Annotated in this window: 15 protein-coding genes; 9 read left to right on the top strand and 6 right to left on the bottom strand. The window is 47.2% G+C overall.

The window, feature by feature from the left end; all coding sequences use genetic code 11:
• Window positions 1–3: 3 nt before the first annotated feature.
• Entirely contained in the window at window positions 4–2565 is a 2562-nt protein-coding gene (locus OH458_RS10620; protein ID WP_269978311.1) for a DUF294 nucleotidyltransferase-like domain-containing protein, read from the bottom strand.
• A gap of 365 nt (window positions 2566–2930) precedes the next feature.
• Between OH458_RS10620 and OH458_RS10615 the strand changes: the two genes are divergently transcribed.
• The 3 genes from OH458_RS10615 to OH458_RS10605 all read left to right on the top strand — a co-directional run bounded on the left by OH458_RS10615 (window position 2931) and on the right by OH458_RS10605 (window position 7627).
• Entirely contained in the window at window positions 2931–4388 is a 1458-nt protein-coding gene (locus OH458_RS10615; protein WP_269978310.1) for a DUF3360 family protein, read from the top strand.
• 331 nt (window positions 4389–4719) lie between these two features.
• Window positions 4720–5952, top strand: coding sequence for an L-lactate MFS transporter (locus OH458_RS10610; protein WP_269978309.1), 1233 nt, complete (start codon window positions 4720–4722; stop codon window positions 5950–5952).
• A 64-nt stretch (window positions 5953–6016) separates the two neighbouring features.
• Window positions 6017–7627 (top strand): VRR-NUC domain-containing protein, encoded by a 1611-nt coding sequence (locus tag OH458_RS10605; protein WP_269978308.1) that lies wholly within the window; start codon window positions 6017–6019, stop codon window positions 7625–7627.
• A gap of 3 nt (window positions 7628–7630) precedes the next feature.
• Here the strand turns inward: OH458_RS10605 and OH458_RS10600 are convergent, their stop codons facing one another.
• Window positions 7631–8320 (bottom strand): M23 family metallopeptidase, encoded by a 690-nt coding sequence (locus OH458_RS10600; RefSeq protein WP_269978307.1) that lies wholly within the window; start codon window positions 8318–8320, stop codon window positions 7631–7633.
• Window positions 8321–8529: 209 nt separating this feature from the next.
• On the opposite strand from OH458_RS10600, the gene OH458_RS10595 reads away from it, so the two are divergent.
• The gene (locus tag OH458_RS10595) at window positions 8530–10887 is read left to right on the top strand and encodes a fatty acid cis/trans isomerase (RefSeq protein ID WP_269978306.1); all 2358 of its coding nucleotides are present in this window, start codon (window positions 8530–8532) and stop codon (window positions 10885–10887) included.
• Window positions 10888–10927: 40 nt separating this feature from the next.
• Window positions 10928–11116, top strand: a complete 189-nt coding sequence (locus OH458_RS10590; protein ID WP_005473708.1) for a hypothetical protein — start codon at window positions 10928–10930, stop codon at window positions 11114–11116.
• 50 nt (window positions 11117–11166) lie between these two features.
• On the opposite strand, the gene OH458_RS10585 is transcribed toward OH458_RS10590, so the two are convergent.
• The 4 genes from OH458_RS10585 to OH458_RS10570 all read right to left on the bottom strand — a co-directional run bounded on the left by OH458_RS10585 (window position 11167) and on the right by OH458_RS10570 (window position 18221).
• Window positions 11167–13140 carry a transporter substrate-binding domain-containing diguanylate cyclase gene (locus tag OH458_RS10585; protein WP_269978305.1) on the bottom strand — a complete coding sequence of 658 codons (1974 nt, stop codon included), beginning with the start codon at window positions 13138–13140 and terminating at the stop codon, window positions 11167–11169.
• A 176-nt stretch (window positions 13141–13316) separates the two neighbouring features.
• Window positions 13317–14579, bottom strand: coding sequence for a sigma-54-dependent transcriptional regulator (locus tag OH458_RS10580; RefSeq protein ID WP_038188881.1), 1263 nt, complete (start codon window positions 14577–14579; stop codon window positions 13317–13319).
• Entirely contained in the window at window positions 14566–16926 is a 2361-nt protein-coding gene (locus tag OH458_RS10575) for an ATP-binding protein (RefSeq protein ID WP_269978304.1), read from the bottom strand. Before OH458_RS10575 ends, OH458_RS10580 begins: the two co-directional genes overlap by 14 nt.
• On the bottom strand, window positions 16923–18221 hold the full coding sequence (locus OH458_RS10570; protein WP_269978303.1) for an ABC transporter substrate-binding protein: 1299 nt from the start codon (window positions 18219–18221) through the stop codon (window positions 16923–16925). The genes OH458_RS10575 and OH458_RS10570 overlap by 4 nt, the downstream gene beginning before the upstream one ends.
• 288 nt (window positions 18222–18509) lie before the next feature.
• Here OH458_RS10570 and OH458_RS10565 point away from each other — a divergent pair, with 288 nt between their 5' ends.
• The 4 genes from OH458_RS10565 (at window position 18510) to OH458_RS10550 (ending at window position 25538) form a co-directional block, all read left to right on the top strand.
• Window positions 18510–19889, top strand: coding sequence for an MFS transporter (locus tag OH458_RS10565; RefSeq protein WP_269978302.1), 1380 nt, complete (start codon window positions 18510–18512; stop codon window positions 19887–19889).
• A gap of 167 nt (window positions 19890–20056) precedes the next feature.
• Window positions 20057–21511, top strand: a complete 1455-nt coding sequence (pyk, locus tag OH458_RS10560) for a pyruvate kinase (RefSeq protein ID WP_269978301.1) — start codon at window positions 20057–20059, stop codon at window positions 21509–21511.
• A gap of 251 nt (window positions 21512–21762) precedes the next feature.
• Entirely contained in the window at window positions 21763–23511 is a 1749-nt protein-coding gene (locus OH458_RS10555; protein WP_269978300.1) for a formate--tetrahydrofolate ligase, read from the top strand.
• A gap of 137 nt (window positions 23512–23648) precedes the next feature.
• A complete protein-coding gene (locus tag OH458_RS10550; protein WP_269978299.1) occupies window positions 23649–25538 on the top strand; it encodes a DUF294 nucleotidyltransferase-like domain-containing protein in 1890 nt (629 codons plus the stop codon).
• The last annotated feature ends 7 nt before the right edge of the window (window positions 25539–25545 follow it).

Raw genomic sequence — 25545 nt, 5'->3', positions numbered from 1 at the left:
TGACTAAAGGGTAAAGTCTTGAAGTACTTTTTGATGAAACATCTTGCTTCGATTGAGCACATTAACAAGGTTTTGTTGCTCTAACACCGTCAAGTCGCTCACCGTGAGGTTGTCGTTGATGTGTCTTAAGTCACTGTACTCAATCACCTGATTCATAAAACGCAGATGCCAGATGTGATCAAAGATGTAGACCATCTCCCGGTACGTTCTGGCATCAATTTCCTGCGCGGCAAACAGACCTTTCAACCTTTCAATGGTGTTGCATTCACGAATGTCGTGTTTAAGCGCATAGAGACGGCAGAAGATTTCCATCGGTCTCAAGCAATCTTTTAGATTGATCATCGCTCGCCCTTCACTCTTTTCCGTCACCAATTGGCCATCGCTATCTAGAGGGATCGCATGGTTCATACAGTTTTGCGCATACACATTGAGAAACTCGGAGTTCTCCTTGAGTAGATACTGGATATGGCTCTGAATCTTATCCGCCAGAGCGAACTCTCCAAATGTAGAGCGTATATCGAAAAACACATTGAGCTCCAAAATGCCCTCAGGCGTTGCTTGCTCAATCCAGCGAGAGAAGTTGGCTTGCCACTCCTTTTCACTCAAACACCATTGATGGTTAGACGCCATGATCAAGCCATCACAATAGCGATAGCCCGCTTGGTTCAACATCGCGCACACCTTTTCTGCTAGGTGCAGGAAGTAGCGTCGTGTTGCCTTGAGATCTTGGTCATCGGGCGTTTCAAAGACGATGGCGTTATCTTGATCGGAGAACAACGTCATGTCATGGCGGGCATTGCTACCAAAGGACAAAAACGAGAACGGCACGGGTGGCTCACCAATCTCTTCAATGGTCAATTCAATAAAACGGCAGATTGCCGCATCGTAGGTTTGCCCAATTAACCGTCTTAGATGATCAGGTCGCGTCCCGGCAGCAATCATTTCACGAATCAGGTCGGTTAATCGGTTAAGTGATTCAACCACATGGCTATGACTTTCTCCTTGCTCAATATCCGCCACGATACTGCTACTGGTCTTGCGATAGTCAGAACTGGCCGTCATCGAGTGGAAACTTGCGCCATAGACTTTGCGCACAATCGGACGAAATGAAATCACGTGACCGAGCTTTTCGGAAAGGAAAATGCGTGAAGTGCTAAGAATAATGTCAATTTCACGGCCACTTTTTGTCACGATTTGCGCTTCGAACTCGTCGGGCTCAGCTTCATGGCTAAATAGCTTGAGGAGATGTTCAAGAACCTGCGAGTTTTGTTCCGCTGTCGAAAACAGCTGCTGCCAGATCGTTTGTGATTTTAGCTCGGTGTCGGTGTAGCCAAGCAGTTGGTGCAGCCGAGTATTGGAAAAGACAATCTTGCCATCGGCCTCCAAAATGTAGCCCTCATTCGATGACTCGACCAAAGCTTTATAACGGTTTTTCGCTTCATGCAAGGCAACTTCGGCGCGCATTTTGCGTTTTTCCATCGCTTTCGACTGGGCGATGACGTAGAACATGATAAGGGCTAAGCCGAGGGTAATCGCAACGAAAACGCGATACAGCGTGCTCTCGAGATGATCAATTTCCTGTTGTACATCTTCTAGGTAAACCCCAGTCCCTACGACCCACTGCCACTCTTCAACCCCTTCAACATAGGTCATTTTCGGAGCAGTGATCGTGGCGTCATCTTTCCACTGCCAGAGGTATTCCAAATACCCTTCATGAGAGCTTTCGACCAGCTTTACCAACTCGACAAAAATAGGAAAATCCGAGCTTTTTTCGCTTTCGTAGTAATGGGTTAAATCTTGGTTGGTCAAGTCGCTGCGGTACGGGTGCATGATCATTCTTGGATGCATGTCAGTAATGAAAAAGTAATCCTTGTTTTCCGGACCGTAGCGCATCGCTTTTATGTCTAGCGCTGCTTTACGTTGCGCCTCTTCTAAGCTGATTTCACCGCGTTTTTCCATCTCGACGTAGCGGTCAACAACACTCACCGCGGTGGAGGTGAGCTCTTTGAGCATCTGTTGCTTTTGTCCCACCATTGATGCTTCCACTAAAGGCAGGATGAGATAAATGATGGCGGTGACAAACAAGATAATGGCACTAATGGTTGGCAGCACAATTCTCAAACCAAAACGGCTTAAAGGGGAGTCTTGCTCACTTTGCACTGCGCTTAAGCCGCTGAAATAGTCAGCCAGTTCGGATTCATCAAGCACGTCGCCAAGTTGAGCGTGGTGGCTAGTGTCGTGATATTTCGCGGTGAAAGAGCCGTTTTCAAAATCCGCTCGGGTCGGTAGGTAGCCGTGGTAATCGTCACGTATATGGGTTTCGAGCACATCTTTGATCTGTTGGCTGGTGTACTTATCGCCAAACTCTTGGATCGCTTCGGCTAGTGCTTCTTTGCAATGACGAAAACGACGATGGGAATATGGATCGAAATCGACTTTTTTCGCCATCGTCTCGTTGTGGCCTTGACCACTGTAATCGAAAAAACCGTCAATCCAACGGTGGATGTCTTCCGCTCGTATCCCATACAGATGCTCTGTGCGATCGGCGTGTTCTGAAATTTTCATGCAGTATTAGCCACTTTCTTGCATATTGATAAATTAGTCAAAAATGTGTGGTGCGTAGCATTTTTATTACGAAGTAATCATCGTACCAATGACACCGAAGCATTATTTAATCGAAATCAATAATCACGTCATACCCCTTTCTTAGTATGAGGCCAATGTTTCGAAGTGATTTTTGACAAGATGCCCAAGAGTTGTCTTGTCTTCACCAACGAAGTGAACCTATGTTAGTCCCGCCTTTTCAATAAAATAAGGCTCTTGGTAGCGTCTGGGATGTCGTCTCGTACTGATCGAAGGTCAGTATACCAAGTGCAAGTGGAGCACTCATTGACATGGTTCAACTTCGTCTCATTACAAAGGAAGACGAAATGTCTAACAAAAGTAAAACCTTTTATAGGGATATGCGCAAGAAAGCGCATGAGTTTGAGAGCCGTGAAGAGTTTCTCAATCATGATCTAAAAATCATGAACTTCCGCCGCTGGGGGATTCACTTACCGTCACGCGATTACAGTGTCGAGCTTGAAGACTTAGTGCCAGCATTGGCGGCAACCATTGGTAAGGTGGTGATGGTGACGGCTATGGTTGCGGTATTTGCTGCACAATTTGGCTTATCTCCAGAGTTTGTCGCAGAAAACGTTCGCTATGAACTACTGATCGCAGGTGCGCTGTTCGTTATCCTTTTCTCTGCGATTTTAAACCCTAACTCAAACTTGGCGGGCACTCATGGCCCCATGATTCCGTTAATCCCCTTAATTGCCGCAGCCGGTGGGCACCCGCTCGCTTTGGGTATCATGGTCTGTATGTTCGGTTTTATCCTCGCCTATACCAAAGGGGGATCAAAGCTGATGACGCTGACGGGTGTTGGCGTTCGGGGCGGCTTGCTTATCTACCTTGGTGCGGTTGGTCTGATTGGTCAGATCAATAAAACCGAAGCGTGGGCAGCCAGTACCGATCAAGGCTACATCTCGTTTGCAGTCATTGGTGTCACCCTAGCCGTTTACGCCTATCTTGCGAAAATCAACAAGCGTTGGTTGGCGATTCCGCTATGTTCACTGATTGCAGGCATTGTTGCTTATGTGTTGGGGGCAGAGTTCGCCTTTACTACAGAGCCAGGTCTACCGCACTTCAGCCCTTTCTACTGGTGGGGTGAAGACACAGGTTGGCAACTTGGCTGGCCAAATCTAGAACACTTTATCGCGGTAACTCCATTTGCGTTGCTTGCAGTCGCGATGTGGTCGCCAGACTATCTTGGCCACCGTGTATTCCAAGAGCTAAACTACCCGAAAGAAGCGAAAGGTGTTCTTATGGACGTTGATGACACTATGATGGTAGCTTCGATTCGCCAAGGTATTGGTTCGTTCCTTGGTGGTGGTAACCTAGCCTCTTCTTGGGGTACTTACATGATTCCAGCGGCTATCGCAAAACGCCCGATTCCGGGTGGCGCGCTACTAACAGGGATTATGTGTATCGCCGCAGCTATCATTGGTTACCCAATGGATTTGGCGATGTGGGAACCGGTTCTGCGCGTTGCCTTGATCGTTGGTGTTTTCTTACCTCTTCTTGAAGCAGGTATGCAGATGATTCACAAGCACAAAGACTCACTCAGCGCGGGTATTTGTATCTTTGCGTGTGCTTTCGTGAACCCTGTATTTGGCTGGGCAACCACCATGCTGCTCGATAACATGGGTCTAATTGGCGACCATGAACGTGCAAAAGAGCTGTCAGCGAAAGATAAGTACCTGATCCCTGGATTGGCGTTCGTTATTTGTGTCGGCTCACTGGCGATTGCTGGTCAATTGCCTGGAATTCCAGCACTCATTGGCTAAGCCATAAATCACTCTATTTACATCAAAAGCGCAGGCCATTTGGTCTGCGCTTTTTTATTGTTCGCGCGCTTCTTCTTGTTGGACAAGAAACATCCAATCATCGGTTATTCTCACCGCTTTATACTCATCAAATCTATCAATAGAAATCGTTTTCGCTACAAAAAATCAACAATATTTGAAAAATATACGATTAAGTTGAAAAAGAGATTCCAATCACATTTTATTTGGTTATAATTCGCGCCCATTGCGCTTTATGTTGATAAACGCAAACTTAATTTGAATTAATCGACTGTTAACCCCTCCTCTCCCCAGAGGACAACCGAGAATAAAAATGAGCAAGATTGATAAAGCTATGCGCATCCTGCTAGCAGGTTTCTGTATCAACCTTTGTCTTGGCATCCTGTATGCTTGGAGTGTATTCAACAAAGCACTAGTGACTGAATCAGGCTGGACGGCTGCTGAAGCATCTGCGCCTTACGCGACTGCAACTATCACTTTCTCTATCTGTCTTCTTGTTGCAGGTATTCTTCAAGACCGTATGGGTCCACGTATGATTCTTATCCTAGGTACTGTTCTTACAGGTCTAGGTATGATCGCATCGGGCTTTGTTAACTCTCCACTGATGCTAAACATCACGTTTGGTGTTATCACGGGTGCAGGTATCGGTTTTGGGTACGCATGTCTTTCTCCTTCTGCGATGAAGTGGTTCCACGCATCGAAGAAAGGTATGGTTAACGGCATCATCGCCGCAGGTTTTGGTCTTGCTGCTATCTACCTAGCGCCTGTAACTTCTGCGCTGATCGACAGCATGGGCATCCAAACAAGCTTCCTAGTGCTTGGTGTGGGTATTCTTGCTATCGCGGTTCCTCTAGCAGCGACAATCAACAACCCACCAGCGGATTACACGCCAGCTGAACCTAAAGTAAAAGAAGGCCAAGCGCCTAAGGTTGTGAAGAAGTCTGACGACCTAACTTGGAAAGCCATGCTTAAAACGCCTCAGTTCTACTCTCTATGGATCATGTACGCGTTCGCCGCTTCTGTTGGCCTTATGATCATCGGTAACATCACAACGATTGCAAGCGTTCAAGCGAACCTACCAAACGCGGTTTACCTAGCGTCTATCCTCGCAGTATTTAACTCAGGCGGTCGTGTTGCAGCAGGTATGCTTGCAGACAAGATCGGTGGCGTTCGTACACTTCTTCTAGCGTTCGTTCTACAGGGCATCAACATGGTTCTGTTTGCAACGTTCAAATCTGAATTTACGCTGATCATCGGTACTGCAATCGCAGCGGTTGGTTACGGTACGCTTCTAGCGGTGTTCCCTACTCTAACGGCTGAATTCTATGGTCTGAAGAACTACGGCACTAACTACGGCGTGCTATACACAGCATGGGGTATCGGTGGTGCAATCGGTGCTGCTGTTGTTGGCTTCTCAATGACTAACGGTGACGGCTATGGTCTTGCTTACACTATCTCAGCAGCGATGATGGCGGTTTGTATTGTGCTTGCATTCATCACTAAGCCACTGACTGAAGCGAAAGTTGCGCAGCTGAAAAACGCATAATCAATTGAATTACGGTGAGAAAGGCTTAACCTAAGGGTTAAGCCTTTTTTATTGTCTATTGGTTATGGAAAACACGGTCGAGCTCGCCCCAGATTACTACCTGGATAACTTTTTCAAACTCACTCATCACGCCACCCAGTGGTACAGTGATTTACTTAGCCAAGATGAACATCAATGGCTTGTGACGTTCGACGCGATCAGCAAAGGGGCTCAATGCCTGCTTGTTCGTCTTTATAGCCGCAAAGGGCATTGGTTTCGTAGCGACAAACTCAACTATCCAGAAATCGATACTATCCAGTCGGCTTTGGCTGAATTGGCCGCTCATGATTTTGTTTCGCTCTCCCCTGAGCTGACAAACCAAGAATTAGCCGCAAATCTACTGACCAAACCAGAGATCCTAGCGCTTTATCCTCAGCATCAGAAGTCCCTCAAGAAAGAGGCATTAGTTGCGTGCCTAAGCGAAGAGAATTTTGACCAATTTGAGGCGCTTGCGTTTACGGTGATCAAGCTCAACTCCGCCCACATGATTGATCTCTTGCTCACTCTCTTTTTCGCCAATACCCATCAAGATCTGAGTCAGTTTGTGCTGGATGATTTGGGCTTGCATAAATTTGAGCAATATCAGCTAAGTAAAGCTCGACGTTTTTTCGAGAGCAGAGAGCAAATCGATCGCCTTATTGAACTCAGCCAACTCTCCAACCTTTATTGGCAATGCGACAGAAAACAAAAAGCGAACCTCGATATTCTTATCAAAGCAATGCCAAAACCGGTTGAACATCGCTACGTCGACCGTAAACGTGAGCACATGATCAACGATATCGCCCGTGATTACGAACGAATAAACGAATTTGAGACGGCTCTAACACTGTTTGAGCAGACTAAACTGACACCGAGCAGAGAACGCCGCGCTCGCATCTACGACAAGCTAGAACAGAATGACCTATTTAGTGACATTGTCACAGAAATGCTAACCTCCCCTATCGATATTGCTGAGCTTGAAATCGCAGAAAAGTTAAAACAACGTGTTATGCGTAAACAAGGTTTTAAAGTCCCACGCGCAAGCAAACCAACGTGCAGTGAGTATCGAGTTGAACTGGATCTATCCCAACAACGTGTTGAACTGGCGTCCAAAGCCTATTTTGAGAACCTAGGTTGGACGGTTTTCTACAGCGAGTACATATTGTTAAACAGCTTGTTTGGATTGACGTTTTGGGAGGCGATCTTCGCGCCAATTGAAGGGGCATTTATCAACGCCTATCAGCACCGTCCACTCGACTTGTACCATTCGGATTTTGCTAGCAAGCGGCAGCAAGCAATCAATGATGCACTTGAAAAAATTCGATGTGGGGATACGCAATCGCTGTTTGATACTTATCGAGCCAAATTTGGCATCAGTAACCCATTTGTCCATTGGGGTCTGTTCGATGAGGCGCTGTTAACCATGGCATTAAGCCACATTCCAACTAACATGCTCGCTGAGTTGTTCAACGTCATGTTGAGCGATCTAAAACTCTTCCGCAGTGGTATGCCTGATCTTATCGCCTTTCAAGACGGGACCTTTGAGTGGATTGAAGTAAAAGGACCTGGCGACAAGCTGCAAGACAATCAGTGGCGATGGTTTAAAGAATTTGAACGACTCGACGTCCCATTTTCGGTCTGTTACGTCAATCAATAAAAGTTAGTGCGTTGCATCTTGGCCTTGACGCTGATTTCTGAAATACAACCTCGATTGGGCGATAAACTTGTTTGGGTCAACAAACTGGTGAAAAATCGGGTGTTCGGTTGTGTAACCTGTCATCCAATTGCTACGCCCACTCGTGGGATAGTCAGACGGTGATCCGAGCCGTATCGAGAAGTGCAAGTGCGGCACTATACCAATACCATAACCTTCATCCGTTTCTGCAATATATCCAATAAGCTGCCCTTTGGTCACAGAGGCTCCCTTTTCAATCAACCATTGTCTCGCCGACACGTGACCATACAAAGAGTAAGCTCCTTTGGGAGTATGTTCGATGATAATCACGCCGCCATACGCCGCCTCATGGTCCGAGAAATAGACCGTTCCATCAGATATTGCATACACTTTCGTACCGGGAGCCGCAAAGTAATCCACCGCTGAGTGATAGAGATTCGGAAACAACGGCGCCTGACCAAATTCTGCGAAATCTTGGAGCACGCCCGTTGCCTCTAACGGCCATTGATAAGGCCCGTTCGAGGTTGCAATGATATTCTCCAAAATCGGGGCGACGTTTTGCTCTTGACGCTCTACCGCTTGTTCTTTTTTGTCGCTTAGCAGTTTTGCTAGCCCAAAAGTCACCATGAGCAGCAGGACAAAGAGATAAGGAAGCCATTTTCCGCGTTTAATCATTTATTTTCGCCAACTGGTTGTTTTGTCACAGCATAACTAACCCAAGTTGGCGAGCAATAGGAGCCATCCCATAAGGTGAAAAGTTAATCTAACATTAATCATACGACGTGCTTATTAATAGCCCATTCCATCAAACTCGGAGTTTTATTTGATTCTATGTCGACTTTCTGCTGCAATTTAGCCTCCATAAGACTTGAGCACTTATAAGCATGAATTTACGGACATTTTTTGTAATGGCTGCCGTCACTCTGTTCGCAGGGTGCGCGACCTACGCAGGGCTAAATTTCGACCAACTGTTTGGCGAAGCCGAAGTGGTTGAGCGCCGCGTCGACACACAAACTCATGAAGGCGTGTTCTTTCTTGATGAAGTTAAACCGATTATCGATAAACGCTGTGTCGTTTGCCATGCCTGCTATGATGCTCCCTGCCAACTCAAAATGTCTTCTGTCGAAGGCATCGACCGCGGCGCAAGCAAAGAATTAGTCTATCAAGGTACGCGCTTAACAGCGGCAAAACCGAGTCGACTGTTTGAAGATGCACAATCAACACAAGAGTGGCGAACCATGGGGTTCCACCCAGTGCTCAATGAACGCATGCAAACGCCAACCGCCAATCTAGAAGCGGGCTTGGTTGCAAAGATGTTGATGCAAAAAGAAGCCCACCCACTACCAAACGAAACTCAACTGACTGGTTTTGATTTTTCCGTCGATCGCGACCAAGTGTGCCCAACCATTGAAGAATATCAGCAGTATCAAAACGACTACCCGACGTGGGGGATGCCCTACGGAATGCCAAACCTGACCAAACACGAATACTCAACGCTGATCAATTGGCTTCAAGACGGCGCCATCATGAACACGCCACTGCCCCTGACGCAAGCGCAGCAACGCCTTGTCGATGAGTACGAAGTGTTACTGAATAAGAGCTCACGCAAAGTTCAACTTGCAGCACGTTACATTTATGAGCATCTGTTTCTGTCGCACCTTTACTTCTCTGACTTAAATGAGCCAGAGCCAAGATTCTTTACGTTGGTGCGATCCAAAACGCCACCCGGCGAACCTGTAGAGCGCATTGCGACCCGCCGACCGTATGACGATCCTAACGTAGAGCGCGTCTACTACCGCCTAATACCAGAACAAGGCACGATTGTTGACAAAACGCATATGCCATTTGCGCTTAATAAAGAGCGGATGCACAACTGGAAAACATGGTTTATCGACGCTGACTACACAGTTGCTCAACTGCCAGGCTACGAGCCAGAGATAGCCGCTAACCCAATGACGGCATTTATTGACTTGCCAGTTAAAGCGCGATTTAAGTTCATGCTTGATAATGCGCAGAACACCATCAACGCCTTTATTAAAGGTCCGGTTTGTCGTGGACAACTGGCGCTTAACGTTATCAATGACCGTTTTTGGGTGTTTTTCCTCGACCCAGACAAGTCCGATATACCGGAAGTCAACGAGTTCTATCGCTCTCAGGCTGACAACCTCAAGCTACCAGCAGAGCTAGAGAGTAATACCCTACCGATAACCAGTTGGGTCTCCTATTCACGCCAACAAGCGCGTTATTTAAAGGAAAAATCGGAGTTCGTTAATGAGTGGTTTAAAGACGGTAAGCACCTGACCACCGATGTCATTTGGACCGGAAATGGCACTAATCCGAACGCCGCATTAACGGTATTCCGACACTTTGACAGCGCCTCGGTGGTGCAAGGTTTGGTTGGCACGCCGCCTAAAACAGCTTGGGTGCTCGATTATGCGTTGATTGAACGTATTCACTACTTATTAGTTGCCGGTTTCGACGTATACGGTAACTTTGGTCATCAACTTATGACGCGCATGTTCATGGACTTTTTGCGCCTAGAGGGTGAAAGTAATTTCGTGGCGTTGCTGCCAAGAGATGTACGCCATCAAGAGCAATCGAGTTGGTACCAAGATCAAAGCCCGCAACTGAGCGACTTCTTACAGCGTAATGTTGCGCCATTTGATCAACCGACCCAAGTCGCTTACCAAACCGATAACCCGAAAGCAGAGCTCTACGATATCCTTCGTACCCAGCTTGCGCCTGTCCTCAGCAATCGCTATGACATAGAGCAAACTGGCTTCTCTATCGCCAATGAACAGCGATTAAGAAGCATCAATCACATTAAGGGCGAAGGTCTACTCTATGTGCCGCAAATTAGCATGGTGATGATCCGCTCCAAGCAGGGAGACGACCAGCTCTTCACCCTACTTCATGATAACGCGCATACCAATATATCCAGCCTGTTTGATGAGGAGAGCAATCGCGATCCGAAAAACGATAGCCTTACTCTAGTGAGAGGAGTGATCGGCAGTTACCCAGCCGCGTATTTATCTCTCGAGGAGTCCGACATTCCACAATTTGTAACTTTGCTTAGTAATATTGAGAGTGAAGAAGACTACGTTAAGTTATTGGATAGATTCGCTGTTAGACGCAGCTCTGATGAATTTTGGCCTTTTAGCGACCGCGTTCATCGCTGGTATCAGCAAAATCAACCGATCGAATTTGGATTGCTAGACTATAATCGTTTTGAAAATAGGTAAAACCAACTAACAAGCAGTGCCGCTGCTCATGGGAGGTATTATGGGAATTCAAGATAGCATTAAGATTTTGGAACAGCAGATCTATGTGGCGTGTTCGGAAGGAGACTACGACACAGTCAAAATGCTAGAACATCAATTGGATAACTTACGCACCAAAGCGGAACACCCATTTGATGAAGACCCGTATGCTCCAGAGGGAAAGTTCTTCCCGGAGGATGACTGGTACTAATACCAACACCCCACAATCATGTGGGGTGTTTTGTTTTTGGTCAGTGAGCATCAGTCCGTTTGATAGTAGGATGATTTATCGCTGTACATGGCAGTGTCGGCTTTTTTGAGTAGCTGACCTAAATCTGAATGGGATCTGATGTTTCGCGCAATACCAATGGCGACGGTGACCTTGACCTCCTCGCCATTGGATCTCTTTACACAGACGGCCGACAATTGAGATTTAAGCCTCTCTACACCACATAATCCAAGGCGACTGATGACAATAAACTCGTCACCACCGACGCGATAGGCGTTTTCCTTCGTTAGACGTTTTATCTGCTTGGCAACCGCTCGCAATACTTCATCACCGAAATGGTGACCGTACGTGTCATTAAACTGTTTGAAACGATTGATATCGAGATAGAGAACCGTCCCATTTTCCACCGTTGATTTAGCAAGGTATCGATCTAACGCTCTTCGGTTTTTCAGTCCAGTAAGCTGATCGGTGGTGGACTGGTGATTCAAATAGAGCAAAGCGCAAGTGGCAAACAAGACAAACATCACGAATAACACCCTCACTTGGATATTGAATTTTTGCTCGGCGCTGTACAAATTACGCCAAGCGGGCTGAATGTTGTACATGTTGGCAATAGATTGAATATCAATGATGTCCTGTACTTGCGAGAAGGCTTCTGCCAAAAGTCTCCCTTCCTCAGTTCGATTAAAACCAAATGCAATATTGGACTCAAAGAACACACCTAAGCTGTCGTCCTCCTCAATGTTCAACAACTTATCTTTCCGAAGGATTCGATTCAAAGCGGCGCGATCAACCACAATGTAATCCACTTCACCGGCAACCAAAGCATCAATCAGAGCTTGCTGATTGTCGACAAAGTAAAATTGCTTTTGAGGCAAAGCGGCTTGCAGTTTTTTGACCGCATAATCCTCTTTCACTACCCCGATCCGCTCAGTAATCAGTTCCGATACATAGCGATAGATGCCATCTTTGTAGCCGGAACGTTTCACCAAAATGGTCATTGCCCGGTAGTGTGGCTTCGCAAAGTAGGTATACGATTCACGTGACGGAGAAACATGTATCGGCGCAATCACATCAATGTTCTGCGCTTTGAAATCAGAGTACATGCTTTGCCAAGACTCATCAGCCCGGCTTGTCACCTTACAATTGAGCTCGAGCATTTGACACGTTTGCTGCAAAATCGTGTAAGTCACCCCTTTGATTGCCCCGCTGGTTTGATAAATCACGTAGGGATACACAGGCTCCAACTTGACTGAGAGAGGTTTTGTTTGGTCTAAGCCATGGCGAACCAGGTTTTTCTTAATCGCAGTCAAGCGGATTTGTTTTTGATAGTGGATCATGGAGTCATGAAGCAACCGTTGGACCGCTTCTGTCTGTGCGTGACGAACAAACTGTTCAACCAATGTTACGTCGCTATCTTTTGCCACTGCAATGGTGACAGGAGGCGCTCCAATTTTGTTGTTGATGACTTCCGCTTGAAAACCGGCACTATTAAACGCTTTCAGATAATTGATACCGGCAACAATGGCATCAACTTGGCCAACGTTGAGTAGCTTTTTCGCCTCTTCTACCGTTGAGTATTCATAGATTGCGATACTCGGGTAATGACGCTTCAAAAGGTCTACAAATATGGTTCGTATCGGCACGGCTACACGTTTGACGTGCTTAAAATCGATGTTGTCTTTGTAAAACAGGTAGGTGTACTCAATGTTGGTTGGGGCAGGTAAATGTAGGTATTTCGCCCGTTGTTCACTGTAAGTCGTGTTCGGCGCAAAATCACTCTCTCCAGATCTGACCGAATCAAGCACTTCGCCGAAGGTATCAAAATGGCGATAGGTAAACTGGAGACCAAACTCTTCACTTAATGCGCCAAACAACTGCTTGGCGACAAAATCATCGGCGGTAATGGCGACATCATAGTTTTGTCTTTCCTGAGCAGGAGCGGCGGCGGCTTCTATGCAAAAAACACAGAGGCTGAGCAATAAAAGGTGTATTCCCAACTTCACTTATTTTTCTATTTATTATTAATTTTGGCATATCGTACAGTATCTTAAGTGAGATAAGCAATCAGTTGATCGGTGGTTCCTTTTAGCCTTAGCGTCAAATCGAACGATAGAGTGATGCTGTCCTCCGCGGTTATTCACCACTCTTAACCGGTTACTGACGTTGTTTTCTATTCTCGCTACTTTGCACTTTTAAACGATTCTTTATCAATATCGTGCTTTTTCATTCGTAAATAGAGTTTTTTACGCGGCACTTTTAAATAATCCGCAGCGTCGCTAACTCGCCCTGAATGAAGGAATAACGCATCTTCAATCACGCCCTTTTCAAAATCATCGACCAGTTCGTCAAGTGGCAGCATGGTTTCAGCTTGGGTGTAAATTTTGTCTTTTCCCGTCAACTTAACGATACCTACTGCAAACAACTCAGCCACATTTCTTAACTCTCGAACATTGCCCGGCCATAAGTGACCGCGTAACACCGAAAGGTAATTGGGGTCGACTTTTGGGATGACTTTGCCGAGCTTGAGACAGCTCTGTTTCAAAAAGTGATGGAACAACACCACGACATCATCGGGCCTTTGGCGCAGCGGAGGCATCTCTATCACTCCCTGATTCAAAACGTAATAGAGCTCGGGGATGAGGCTTTGCTCAGCAATGAGCTGTTCTGGATCTTTGCCAAATATCGCAATCGCTCTAAACGCCTTACCTTCCCTCTCATTGGCGATCAAATGCTGCGCCAGCATTCGTTGGCAGGGCTCAGAGAGTTGCTCTGCGCCATCAAGCAGCAAGGTGCCTGCTGTCACTCTTGCGAGCATCTCGCTCAATTGCGACTCTGATAAATTAGGGTCAGCGTGTATCGCCTCGCATCTGTTTGGTTGTGAAGACATGGTATGCAGCAAATTCGCCGCTAAGTGTCGCCCGCTTCCTGACTCACCCCAAATGACAACATGGTTTTCAAGCAATAAGTACTGAGAAAGGAGATGACGAATTTGCTCCAGTTGAGCGGATTTACCCACCAGGGACTTGTCAATCGTTGCCACCATTTGTTTCTTCTGCTCAACAAAGGCGCGGCGCAGGTCAAGGTGAGATTTCAACATCTCGAGCAGTTCCGCTGGATTAATCGGTTTCTCTATAAACTCGCACGCCCCTTTTCTGACGGCATCCACAGCCATCGGAATGTCACCATGTCCTGTAATCACGATCACCGGAATGCGGTCATCAATCTGTTTGATCTTTTCCAGTAACTCCATGCCGTGCATTTGCGGCATATACATATCCAGCAATACCACACCGGGCCAATCTCGTTTGAGATACCCAGTTGCCTCAGTCGGGTCAAGGAGTGCTTTTGCCGTTAAACCTGCAATATCCATCAAATGTTTATAGGAATCTAAAACATCCTGATCGTCATCCACAAGAAGAACAGAGTAATTAAGAGTTTGCATGAGGTAATTCCAATATCACAAGAGCGCCTTTGTCCAAACCAGAGGCTAAAACTACATTGCCAGCGTACTTTTCCATTAAAGATTGGCTGATGTTCAGACCTAAACCAAGGCCGACTTCTTTTGTTGTGGTAAACGGTGTAAATAGTTTATCGACGATATGACTATCAAACCCTTGACCACTATCGAACACACCAATCGCATGATGTGAACGGGTGCAGTAGAGACTTTCTACTCGAATATGACGTAACGGGCCATTGTGCTCTGCAATCGCATCACAACTGTTGACCAGCAAATTGATCAACACTTGCTCAATCGCTAACGCATTGCCATGGACGCGCAGGTCGTCATCAAGTTGATTGTCTATCTCAACCATCTGACGTTTGGCTTTAGGGTTGACTATGGTGATCGCTTGTTCCGCAATCTCTTTTAGATTTTGTTCTTTGGCCAGCTGTTCGCCATCAGATTTCTTGGCAAAGTTACGTAAACTGGAAATGATTTTTCCCATTCGCATTGCCAAGCCTTCAATATGTGCAAGCGTTTGATTTAGTGCCTTCTCATCGCCCGATTGCGCTGAAAGCTTGGCGCTGTAGAGGTAGGTCGACATGGCATTCAAAGGTTGATTCAACTCATGTGCCATACTGGTCATGGTTTGTCCTACCACGGCCATTTTCGCTGCTTGAATCAGTTCGCCTTGGGTCTGTTTTAAGTTCTGCTCTGTGCGTTCACGCTCGACAATTTCTTCAGACAAACGCTGGTTTTTTTCGATTAAGTCCGAGGTTTTTTCTGCCACGCGTTTCTCTAACTCACGCGTATTGAGCTCTTGCTCGGTGATATCTGTGATAGTGACAATCACTTTGTTGAGCTGTCCATGAGAGAAAAGGTGAAAATCAAAATGGAGATAGCAGGCTTTTTGCTCAGACACCGACAACACGATCTCATCGTGCCCTTGCTTGAACAGAGCGCCACCACGTCGAAACACTTTTGCCAACGCCCTTTGGCTGCTGTTTTCAAATGAATCCCAGATCAGTTTTTTCTCTACGTCCCCTTGCACGGCTAACAAGCGACGCGCACTTAAGTTCGCTGATTCCACGTAGCCTGCCAAGTCACATGTCAGTAGGCTTGCCGAAGTATTGTTGATCAAACTGATTGCATTGGTTCGCTGTATCTCTTTGACACTCTCGCCATACTCAATCAGTTTTTCACTCAAACGACCAATCTCATCCGCTCCATCCACTTGAATAGGATGGCTGAGATCGCCCTTCGTGATCGCATCAATGCTCGAACTCAGTGCCGTTAAGCGAGCCACAATACGGCGATTGATAAAGTAATAGGTCAAAAACAGTGACATCAAGATTGAAACACTAAAACAGACGATCAATATATGATTACCGTACGAGACTAAACTCGCGGTTTGTGCTTTCACATTGAGGAAACTGTCGTCTGCCAAGCGAACTACACCACCGATTTGTTGGTGGATATCGTCAAGTTGCTGATCGATGTTTGCTTTAAGCACATCAATACGCTGGTTCAGCGCCACGTTGTCGAGCAATTGATGGTAGAACACCCCTTCAGGCGCCAACAAGGTGGACAACTCTTGGATTAATTGCTGGTAGGCGATGGACGAAGGCAACTCAAAGATCGGCTCACTGCTGCTCAGAAGCTCGTCCATTTTGTACTGAATCACTTTCGCTGCATTATGCACTTGCCCCAGTTGCTGCGCTTGAATCACTTCGCTGGTCATCGCAAACACATTCGACTCTACATCTAGTAGATGCTGAATGGTGCGCAATTGATCCAATGCGGTTGTTCGCTCGGTATCACTCTCATCTCGCTTGATAAGCCAATGCAGCTCTTGTCGAATCGGAGTTAACTCAGATCGCACATCTTGGTGAAGCCAATGAATCTGCTCTTCCAGTTTGTTGACCCGACGGCTTTGCTCAACGCGTTGCAAGACAAGCGCGCTGTATTGCCTGAGTGTTTCGCCCAATACAAGATAGCGCTCAGCCAAGGTGGTCGTTTCTTCGTCTGTCAGAGCTCCGGTTTCTTGATGATGCAGCGCAAGATTGATGCCCTCTAACTGCTCTGAAAGCTCTTCAATTTGGCGATTTAGCTCAACCTTATTTGTGAGTCTAGAGAGCAACTGAACGCGATGACGAATCTCACTGCTTCGGCTTTCTAGTAAGTAACTGGTGTTGTATTTGGGCACACTGTTTTCAAGCAGTTCACTCACTTGATCGTCTAGACTATTCCATGTGAGCCACGCGACCGCGCTGACCACCGTTAGCAGAACGGTTGACCCCGTAAAAGCGATGATCAGTTTTGCGCCAATGGTACTCCACTTGTTCATAATGGTGACTCAACTTGAAATGTGCGCAGCTCGCGAGCAACTTGGTCGAGATTAGCCTCGAACTTTAGCCCAAAACGGTAGCTAAACTCGGCGAGGATCGCTTGTTCTAACCCATTGGATTGGCCGTCAAACTCGACTCTAGAAACGATTGAGTCACCAAGCTGTTCAATTTCTTGCTCGCTGACAGGGATGGTAAACAACTGCTGTTTTAGCTCCCTCAACTGTGTGAGTTTTTCAACATCAGCCCCCTGACCATGTTCCAACTGCGCCAGGCTGTGCCAAATATCTTGCAGCTCAGGGAGACGCTTTGTGATCGCTTCATCAAAGATGATGTTGACCAACTTCTCACGCTGCATCAGCTTAGCCAAGTTGAGTGCGGGGTTCTTATTACTGAACAGCGAATCATCATTGATCGAGTGCTTGGCAAAATTGGTGTCCACCATACTTTTTTGGACATCTTGCGAGAGCAGCAAGCGAATAAAACGATCGGTCGCGGCGTTATCGCCCGATTTTTTCAGGATTCCGATGTAAGTCGGCATCAGGGTAAAGTCCGAGTCGTAGGTAAATTCCACATACTGGAACTGTTTGGGGAGCACCAGCGCATAACTGTCAATCGTTGGGCCAATACCAAACTGCCCTTTCGCCACATAATCAGCCACACCAAAACTGCGCGAAGAAATCGTGCCTAAATTTGCCCCTACGTTCAAAATGATCGCCCAGCCTTTGTCCCAACCATGCTTGGCAAGAATGCTCTCGATCATCATTTGTGTCGTGCCCGAGCGGCTTGGAGTACTCATGGTGATGTGGCCAAAATAGTCAAACCGAGCGAGATCTTGAAAACGTGTTGGCGCTTTGAGGTTATTCGCCATTAAGTAATCTTTGTTCCAAACCAATCCAGCACCGGAGTAGCCAACGCTCACCACTTTATTGCGCTTGGGTAATACAAACGGCACCAACCACTGGGGCATTTCATTCCCGTAGGCAACCTTGGCCAGTTGGTTGCGCTTGTAGAGCTCTTCCATCAAAAACGGCGATGAGCTGAGTACCACATCGACATCTTGAATATAGCTTTTGTTCAACAGTTGAATTGCAGATTGAGTCCGACGGTGGATCAGTTTGATATCCACCTTAGGGTTTTGCTGCTTGTACTCGAACATCAGCTCGGCAATCGGCTCGCTAGAGAAGGTGGTCAATATCACCAATTGCTCCTGACTGTTCGCAGCCGATGAGCTCAATGTCAGCCATGCGGCAAGGATAGGATGGCGCCACGCGGTTAACTTTCTAATCAATCTCACTTCACAAAATCCCTTCGAAATGTGCGTCAATTCAAAAACTGGTGAAAACCCCATTAATTTCTTTTTTGAGCAATTGGGTCACTGCTGACGCATCTTGTTATTTCACTAACTGTAATTCTATCAATTTCGCCACTGATAGATCGGTTAAAAGTGCCATTTTTAACCCAGCCCAATCGTTCATTTGAGTCACTTTTGTCTCAAAAGGTCACTTTTGAGCGTTTTCGTTCCCTTCTGCATGATGCTCCCGACAACTCATTTACCGTCACACATTCACGGAGTGAAACATTTATGTTTAATTTCTTTAAAACACGTCCGGACTTACCTTTGTCCGATGGTTCGAAAGAAGCCATGCAATCTCGCTTTAAGCGTTACCAATGGCAAGTATTTTTAGGCTTAGTCTTCGGTTATGCCGTTTTCTACGTTGTTCGTATGAGCTTAGGTGTCGTTAAGAAACCGATGCTTGATGCTGGCATAGTAACCATTGAAGAGTTGGGTATCATGGGCTCGGCGTTCTTCTTTACCTATGCGATAGGTAAGTTTTCAAACGGCTTCCTTTCTGACTACGCCAACATTGGCCGCTTTATGTCGTTTTCACTGCTCTTATCAGGTGCAACGGCCATCGTAATGGGCTTAAACACAGCCGGTTTCTTCTTTGTTCTGCTTTGGGGCTTGAACGGTTGGTTCCAGTCGGTTGGTTCAGCACCGTCATGTGTTTCCTTGTTCCAATGGTTCTCGCCAAAACAGCGTGGCTCTCGCTACTCTGTATGGGGCGGTTCACGTAACATTGGTGAAGGTATCACTTGGATCCTAACCGCAACGCTAGTGAGCTACCTAGGCTGGCGCGCAGGCTTCATTGGCGCTGGTATCGCGGCCATTGCAGCAGCACTTTGCATGTTCTTTGCACTTAAAGACCGCCCTCAAACATATGGTCTACCAGATGCTGCAACAGCATTCGATGAAGAGCCAGAAATCAAGAAAGCAAACGATCCTAAAGAGACACGCCGTGCTCAGATGTTTGTTCTAAAACAGCCTGTGGTATGGCTTATTGCAGCGGCGTGTGCAGCTATGTATGTCTCTCGCTACGCTATGTCTTCTTGGGCAGTGCTTTACCTTCAAGAGTCAAAAGGCTACTCGCTGATTGATGCTGGTTTTGCGATGTCAACGTACCCTATTGCTGGCCTTGCAGGTGCTATTTTGTCCGGTATCGTGTCAGACAAACTGTTCAATGCGAACCGTCATATCCCAACCCTACTTTACGGATTGGCAAACATTGCAGGTATGTGTTTGATGTTCTTTGGTCCAGACAACCGCATTATTGATGCCGTCGCACTTGGATTGATTGGCTTCGCGATTGGTGGTCTTGTGGTATTCCTAGCGGGTCTAACAGCTTGTGACCTAATGCCGAAAAACGCAGTCGGTGCGGTAAAAGGCTTCATTGGTCTGTTCTCTTACATGGCCGCCTCTGCGCAAGAAGTTGTATCAGCATCGCTCATCACAATCACAGAGGTTGATGGCGTTAAGCATTATGACTTCTCTCAAGCTCAGTACTTCTGGCTAGCGGCAGGTGTTGTGTCACTACTCTTAGCATTGACCGTTTGGAATGCGAAGAAAGTGGTCGACATCGACTCAGAGCAAAAACCTGAGCTAAAAGCTAACCCAGCAAGCTAACAACATACGGGGAGTTCGCTCCCCTCTGGCTGGCGGTCGTCATTCTACGGTGAAAGCTCATCGTAAAGGCTCATATCCATGACGAGTTTCTGCCCTGTCAAGGAATACGACCACCAGCCTCCCCCTTTTTAATACTCAATTTCAGTTATGTTGTTAAAGGTAAGGTTATGAACAAAACAAAAATTGTCGCAACAGTTGGTCCAGCAAGCCAAAGCTCCCCTGTGTTAGAAGATATGATCCTCGCTGGTGTGAATGTCGTGCGCCTGAATTTCTCTCACGGCAACCCAGCGGATCACATCGCTACCGCAGCAAGAGTGCGAGTGGCCGCCGCTAAGCTAGGCAAACACGTCGGTATATTGGTCGACCTTCAAGGTCCTAAGATTCGCATTGCAGGATTTAAAAATGACGCGATTCACCTGAACGCCGGCGACACATTTATTCTCGATGGTACGCTAGACTCACAATCAGGCGATGAGCAACGTGTCGGTTTGGATTACCCACAACTCATCAAAGACCTCTCACTTGGCAACCAACTGCTGCTTGATGATGGTCGAATCCAACTGGAAGTTTCTGCAATAAACGACGAGAAAACCATGGTCGAGACCAAGGTCATCAACGGCGGAAAACTCTCCAATCGCAAAGGGATCAATTTGCTCGGTGGCGGACTCTCTGCCCCCGCCTTAACTGAAAAAGACAAACAAGATATTCAAACCGCCGCTGTGATTGATGCTGAGTTTCTCGCGGTTTCGTTTCCACGCAACGCGGAAGATTTGCAAGATGCCAGACAGATCGCTCGCCAAGCGGGTTGCCAAGCGCAAATCGTCGCTAAAATTGAGCGCGCCGAAATCGTTGCTAACCAAGACGCAATGGATAAGGTGATTCAAGCGTCCGACGTCATTATGGTCGCCCGCGGAGACCTTGGCGTAGAAATCGGAGACGCTCGCTTACCGCGCGTGCAAAAAACCTTAATTGGTCGTGCAAAACACTTTGGCAAACCGGTCATTACCGCCACACAAATGATGGAATCCATGATTGAAAACCCGCTGCCAACCCGTGCAGAAGTCATGGATGTCGCCAACGCAGTTATCGATGGCACCGATGCTGTGATGCTCTCTGCTGAATCGGCCACTGGCGCTTACCCTGTCGAGGCCGTAAAAGCGATGGCACGTATCGCGCGCGGCGTTGAACTGGAAACCGAATGCTCAAGCCAATGCTGGGAAAACGTTCAACAACTGTGCAGTAGCAGCAGTAAAAGCTTTGCCATTTCTTCGATATTGCTGGCCGCGCGCTCACAACAAAACCTTGGTGTTGCGGTGTTCACAAACAGCGGTGAGACTCCTCTGCTCATGTCTCGTTGCCACAGCAAAGCCGTGATTTGGGCGCTGAGCAATGATGAAAAGCTATTAGCTCGCCTGTCACTGTTGCGTGGGGTCGAGCCCGTTTACGCTTCGGTAGAGGACCGCGATCTATCCGATACGGTATTGGATATCCTCGATAAGCCGATCCGTGATAGCGGCATTCATTCGCTCCTGATCTCGCGTTTTGAGTCCGTTGAAGGTTCAGGCGACATCAACATCAGCCGTTTGATTACGATTGCCAACAAAGAGTCAGTTGCCGCTTAAGATTTCTCCTCCTTAGATATTTATATCTAATCACCCTCCCCCATCCTTGCTCCACAGGGAAACTTAGGGATTTGGCCTACCTTTACGGTAGGTCCTTTTTTATCGGTGCTACCTCTTTACGTTCCATCCTGGTCCGATTTCAGTTAAAGTCGACATCAAACTAAAACTATCGCTTTACAACGTACTATTTAACGTTATTATCCTTGCGCAAACGTTTGCCTTACTATTTGTGTGTGTTTTTAGAGGGTTTTATGCTGTCCGATATCGAGATCTGCCGTACGACATCACTGCTGCCTATATCTGAGGTTGCTCAACAAGCTGGTTTACTAGAATCAGACTTCCACAGCCAAGGAAAATACAAGGCCAAAATTTCCCTTGATAGCCTAAAGCGCCTGTCAAACCGCGATAGCGGAAAGTTGGTTCTTGTCACCGCCATTACCCCCACGCCACTTGGCGAAGGTAAAACGGTCACAACCATTGGCCTAGCTCAAGGCATTGCCAAATTAAATCACTCAGTGATGGCGTGTATTCGCCAGCCCTCTATGGGCCCCGTTTTTGGCGTGAAAGGCGGTGCAGCGGGCGGTGGTTACTCTCAAGTCGCCCCGATGGAAGAGCTAAACCTGCACCTTACTGGTGATATCCATGCCGTGACTGCGGCGCACAATTTGGCTGCGGCCGCAATTGACGCGCGCATCTATCACGAGCAACGCCAAGGCTATAAAGACTTTGAGCAACGCACGGGGATGAAAGCGCTCAAGGTCGATCCAAAACGCGTCGTTTGGAAGCGCGTGATGGACCACAATGATCGTGCTCTACGCATGGTCACCGTAGGTCGCAACGAACCTAACAAAACCATTAACGGTTTTGAGCGTGAAGATGGCTTCGATATTTCCGCTGCATCTGAGCTAATGGCTATCCTTGCCCTTGCCTCTGACCTAAAAGATCTTCGTGTTCGCATTGGCCGTATTGTTGTCGCTTACGATATTGATGGTAACCCGATTACAACGGAAGATTTGCAAGTCGCCGGTGCGATGGCAGTAAGCATGAAAGAAGCGATCGAGCCAACGCTCATGCAAACGCTTGAGGGCGTACCAACGTTAATCCACGCTGGTCCATTCGCCAACATCGCCCACGGCAACTCTTCAATTATCGCCGATAACATCGCGACCAAGTTGGGTGAGTTCACGGTCACTGAAGGCGGCTTCGGCTCCGACATGGGCTTTGAGAAAGCGTGTAATATCAAAGCGCAAATGTCACAGAAATCGCCAGATTGTGCGGTTATCGTCGCAACCCTTCGCGGCCTAAAAGCAAACTCCGGTCTTTATGACTTAAAGCCTGGCCAACCAATACCTGACTCCCTATTTAATGACGACGAAGATGCACTCGTTGCAGGTTTCGAAAATCTTAAATGGCATATCAACAACGTCAGCAAATATGGTGTCCCTACGGTGGTCGCGATTAATCGCTTCCCGCAAGATAGCGATGAAGAGTTGCAAGCCCTTAAAGCGATGATCGAGTCGTTACCTAACGAGGTTGAAGTGGCTATCAGTGAAGGTTTTGCCAAAGGTGGAGAAGGAACGGTAGAACTTGCCAAGAAAGTGATCGCCCAATGCGAAAAACAGGTCACATTCACTCCTCTGTACGCATTCAACCAAACCACGGAAGAAAAACTGATGGCGGTAGCTGAAGTGGGTTACGGGGCAGCCGGTGTGACACTTAGCTATCAAGCTCGCAAACAGCTTGATGAACTCAAAGCGCACGGATTCGACAACCTAGCAGTTTGCCTTGCGAAGTCACCGCTATCCATTTCAACCAATGGCAGTATTAAGGGCGCGCCATCAGGGTTTGATGTGCCAATCCGCGAACTTCGTCTATGTGCAGGCGCAGGCTTTGTTTATGCGCTGTGTGGCAACGTCATGACCATGCCGGGCTTGCCAGAAAAACCCGCCTTTATGAACCTTGATCTTGATGATGACGGCAACATCATTGGCTTAAGTTGATTACAATTTAAACCGCAGTTCGAGGCTAAGTAGTTCAAACTTAGCCTCTTTTTTATCCTCATTTCCGCTCTCTCCATGCAGTTGGCCTCGATATCATGTACCATTGGTACATCACTTCGCGAAAACTGGAACTCTTCATGGAAGCAGAACTACTGGAAATCAAAAACTTCCTCGCCCAACACCCGCCTTTCGACGAACTTGAAGATGACGTACTTAATTTCGTCACCAAGCATGTTGAAATCTCTTACTTCCGAGAAGATACCCCTGTGATTCATTTTGGCGACGAAATCCATGATCTTTATATGGTTCGTAGCGGAGTCGTCGAAGTGTATCGACGCAAAGGCGAGCTCTACAATCGACTTGATGAAGGGGCATTATTCGGGCAGATGGGACTGCTAACCAATAACAAAGTCCGGTTTCCCGCAAAAGCGATTAAAGACACGTTGCTTTACTGCATTCCAGAAGCGGTCTTTCAAGAGTTGTATGAAAAGCATGAAACCTTTGCCGACTTCGTCGAAGTAGAAGATAACGCCCGATTACGCCAAGCGGTATCGAGCAATAACGAGCAAAATGACTTAACGACGTCTAAAGTACGCACCCTACTCAGCGGTGAAGCGCCTTTTGTCATCAAAACAGAGTCGATCCAAAATGCAGCCATTAAGATGGCGGATGAAAATGTCTCATCTTTGCTGATTATCGACCCAGATGTTCTCGAAGATGACGACGATGACAACAATCCCCTCGTCGGCATCATTACTGACCGCGACCTTTGTACCCGCGTGCTTGCCCAAGGTTTAGACCCGAATGATGATGTCTCGAGTGTCATGACCACCGAAGTGATCTCGCTCGACCACAACGCTTACGTTTACGAAGCCATGCTCACTATGCTCCGCTACAACGTGCATCACCTTCCAGTATTAAAAGACAAAAAACCAATTGGCATTATTGAAGCTACCGATATTGTTCGCTACGAGTCACAAAACTCGCTGCTGCTGGTGAGTAGTATCTTCCAGCAACAATCGATCGACGAGCTGGCGACACTCTCTGAACAAGTAAAAGACAGCTTTGTTCGATTAGTAAACGAAGACGCCAACTCTCACATGGTCGGCAGCGCGATGTCGGTGATTGGCCGAAGCTTCAAACAGCGCATCATTGAACTCGCAGAAGAAGAGCTGGGTGAACCACCAATACCCTATTGTTTTGTCGCTTTAGGGTCGATGGGACGCGACGAACAATTGCTGGTCACGGATCAAGACAACGCCATCATTCTTGATAACACCTTTGTCAAACAAGAACACGATGTCTATTTTGCAGAGTTAGCCAAACGCGTTTGTGATGGCTTAGACAAATGCGGCTACACCTACTGTACTGGTGACATCATGGCGACTAATCCAGATTGGCGCATGACACGCACCGAGTGGGAAGAGTGCTTCGCCGATTGGATTGACGACCCGAACCCGAAAGCGCTGCTCAACGCTTCAATTTTCTTCGACCTTGATGGCGTTTATGGTCGCCTTAAATGGGCAGAGCAACTGAATGGATTTATTGTTCGTCGAGCAAGAAGGAACAATCGCTTCCTCGCGTGTTTGGCTCGAAACGCCATGAACCGAACGCCACCTTTAGGCTTTTTCAAAGACTTTGTCATGGAAAAAGATGGCCAGCACAAAAACTCTATCAATTTGAAACGACGTGGCACAGCCCCATTGGCGGATCTTATCCGTGTTCACGCTTTGGCGGTCGGTTCACGCTCTAAGAACTCGTTCGAACGCTTAGACGACATTCAGGAAGCAGGCATTTTGCCTAAAGGGAAAGCGCGCGACCTGAGCGACGCACTAGAGTTTATCTCCATGGTGCGTATTCGCCACCAAGCATTCGATGTTGAGAATCAGATCGATCCGGATAATAACATAGAGCCTGAAAACCTGTCTGATTTCGAACGTCGTAACCTTAAAGACGCGTTCCAGATCTTAAGCAATGCGCAGAACTTCCTTAAATTCCGCTATCAAGCCAGCAACAACTTCAAGTAAGAGGCGA

Source organism: Vibrio sp. MarTm2 (assembly GCF_027587055.1).
In the GTDB taxonomy this organism is placed as follows: Bacteria; Pseudomonadota; Gammaproteobacteria; order Enterobacterales; family Vibrionaceae; genus Vibrio; species Vibrio sinaloensis_D.
The sequence above is the reverse complement of the archived record's forward strand: the minus strand, read 5'-3'. Positions and strand labels throughout refer to the sequence as shown.

What these genes read in the sequence shown, in the direction of transcription:
- OH458_RS10590 (WP_005473708.1), top strand. Translation starts at nt 10,928, where the DNA reads ATGGGAATTCAAGATAGCATTAAGATTTTGGAACAGCAGATCTATGTG.
- OH458_RS10565 (WP_269978302.1), top strand. Translation starts at nt 18,510, where the DNA reads ATGTTTAATTTCTTTAAAACACGTCCGGACTTACCTTTGTCCGATGGT.
- OH458_RS10580 (WP_038188881.1), bottom strand. Translation starts at nt 14,579, where the DNA reads ATGCAAACTCTTAATTACTCTGTTCTTCTTGTGGATGACGATCAGGAT.
- pyk (WP_269978301.1), top strand. Translation starts at nt 20,057, where the DNA reads ATGAACAAAACAAAAATTGTCGCAACAGTTGGTCCAGCAAGCCAAAGC.
- OH458_RS10615 (WP_269978310.1), top strand. Translation starts at nt 2,931, where the DNA reads ATGTCTAACAAAAGTAAAACCTTTTATAGGGATATGCGCAAGAAAGCG.
- OH458_RS10620 (WP_269978311.1), bottom strand. Translation starts at nt 2,565, where the DNA reads ATGAAAATTTCAGAACACGCCGATCGCACAGAGCATCTGTATGGGATA.
- OH458_RS10555 (WP_269978300.1), top strand. Translation starts at nt 21,763, where the DNA reads ATGCTGTCCGATATCGAGATCTGCCGTACGACATCACTGCTGCCTATA.
- OH458_RS10550 (WP_269978299.1), top strand. Translation starts at nt 23,649, where the DNA reads ATGGAAGCAGAACTACTGGAAATCAAAAACTTCCTCGCCCAACACCCG.
- OH458_RS10610 (WP_269978309.1), top strand. Translation starts at nt 4,720, where the DNA reads ATGAGCAAGATTGATAAAGCTATGCGCATCCTGCTAGCAGGTTTCTGT.
- OH458_RS10600 (WP_269978307.1), bottom strand. Translation starts at nt 8,320, where the DNA reads ATGATTAAACGCGGAAAATGGCTTCCTTATCTCTTTGTCCTGCTGCTC.
- OH458_RS10575 (WP_269978304.1), bottom strand. Translation starts at nt 16,926, where the DNA reads ATGAACAAGTGGAGTACCATTGGCGCAAAACTGATCATCGCTTTTACG.
- OH458_RS10595 (WP_269978306.1), top strand. Translation starts at nt 8,530, where the DNA reads ATGAATTTACGGACATTTTTTGTAATGGCTGCCGTCACTCTGTTCGCA.
- OH458_RS10605 (WP_269978308.1), top strand. Translation starts at nt 6,017, where the DNA reads ATGGAAAACACGGTCGAGCTCGCCCCAGATTACTACCTGGATAACTTT.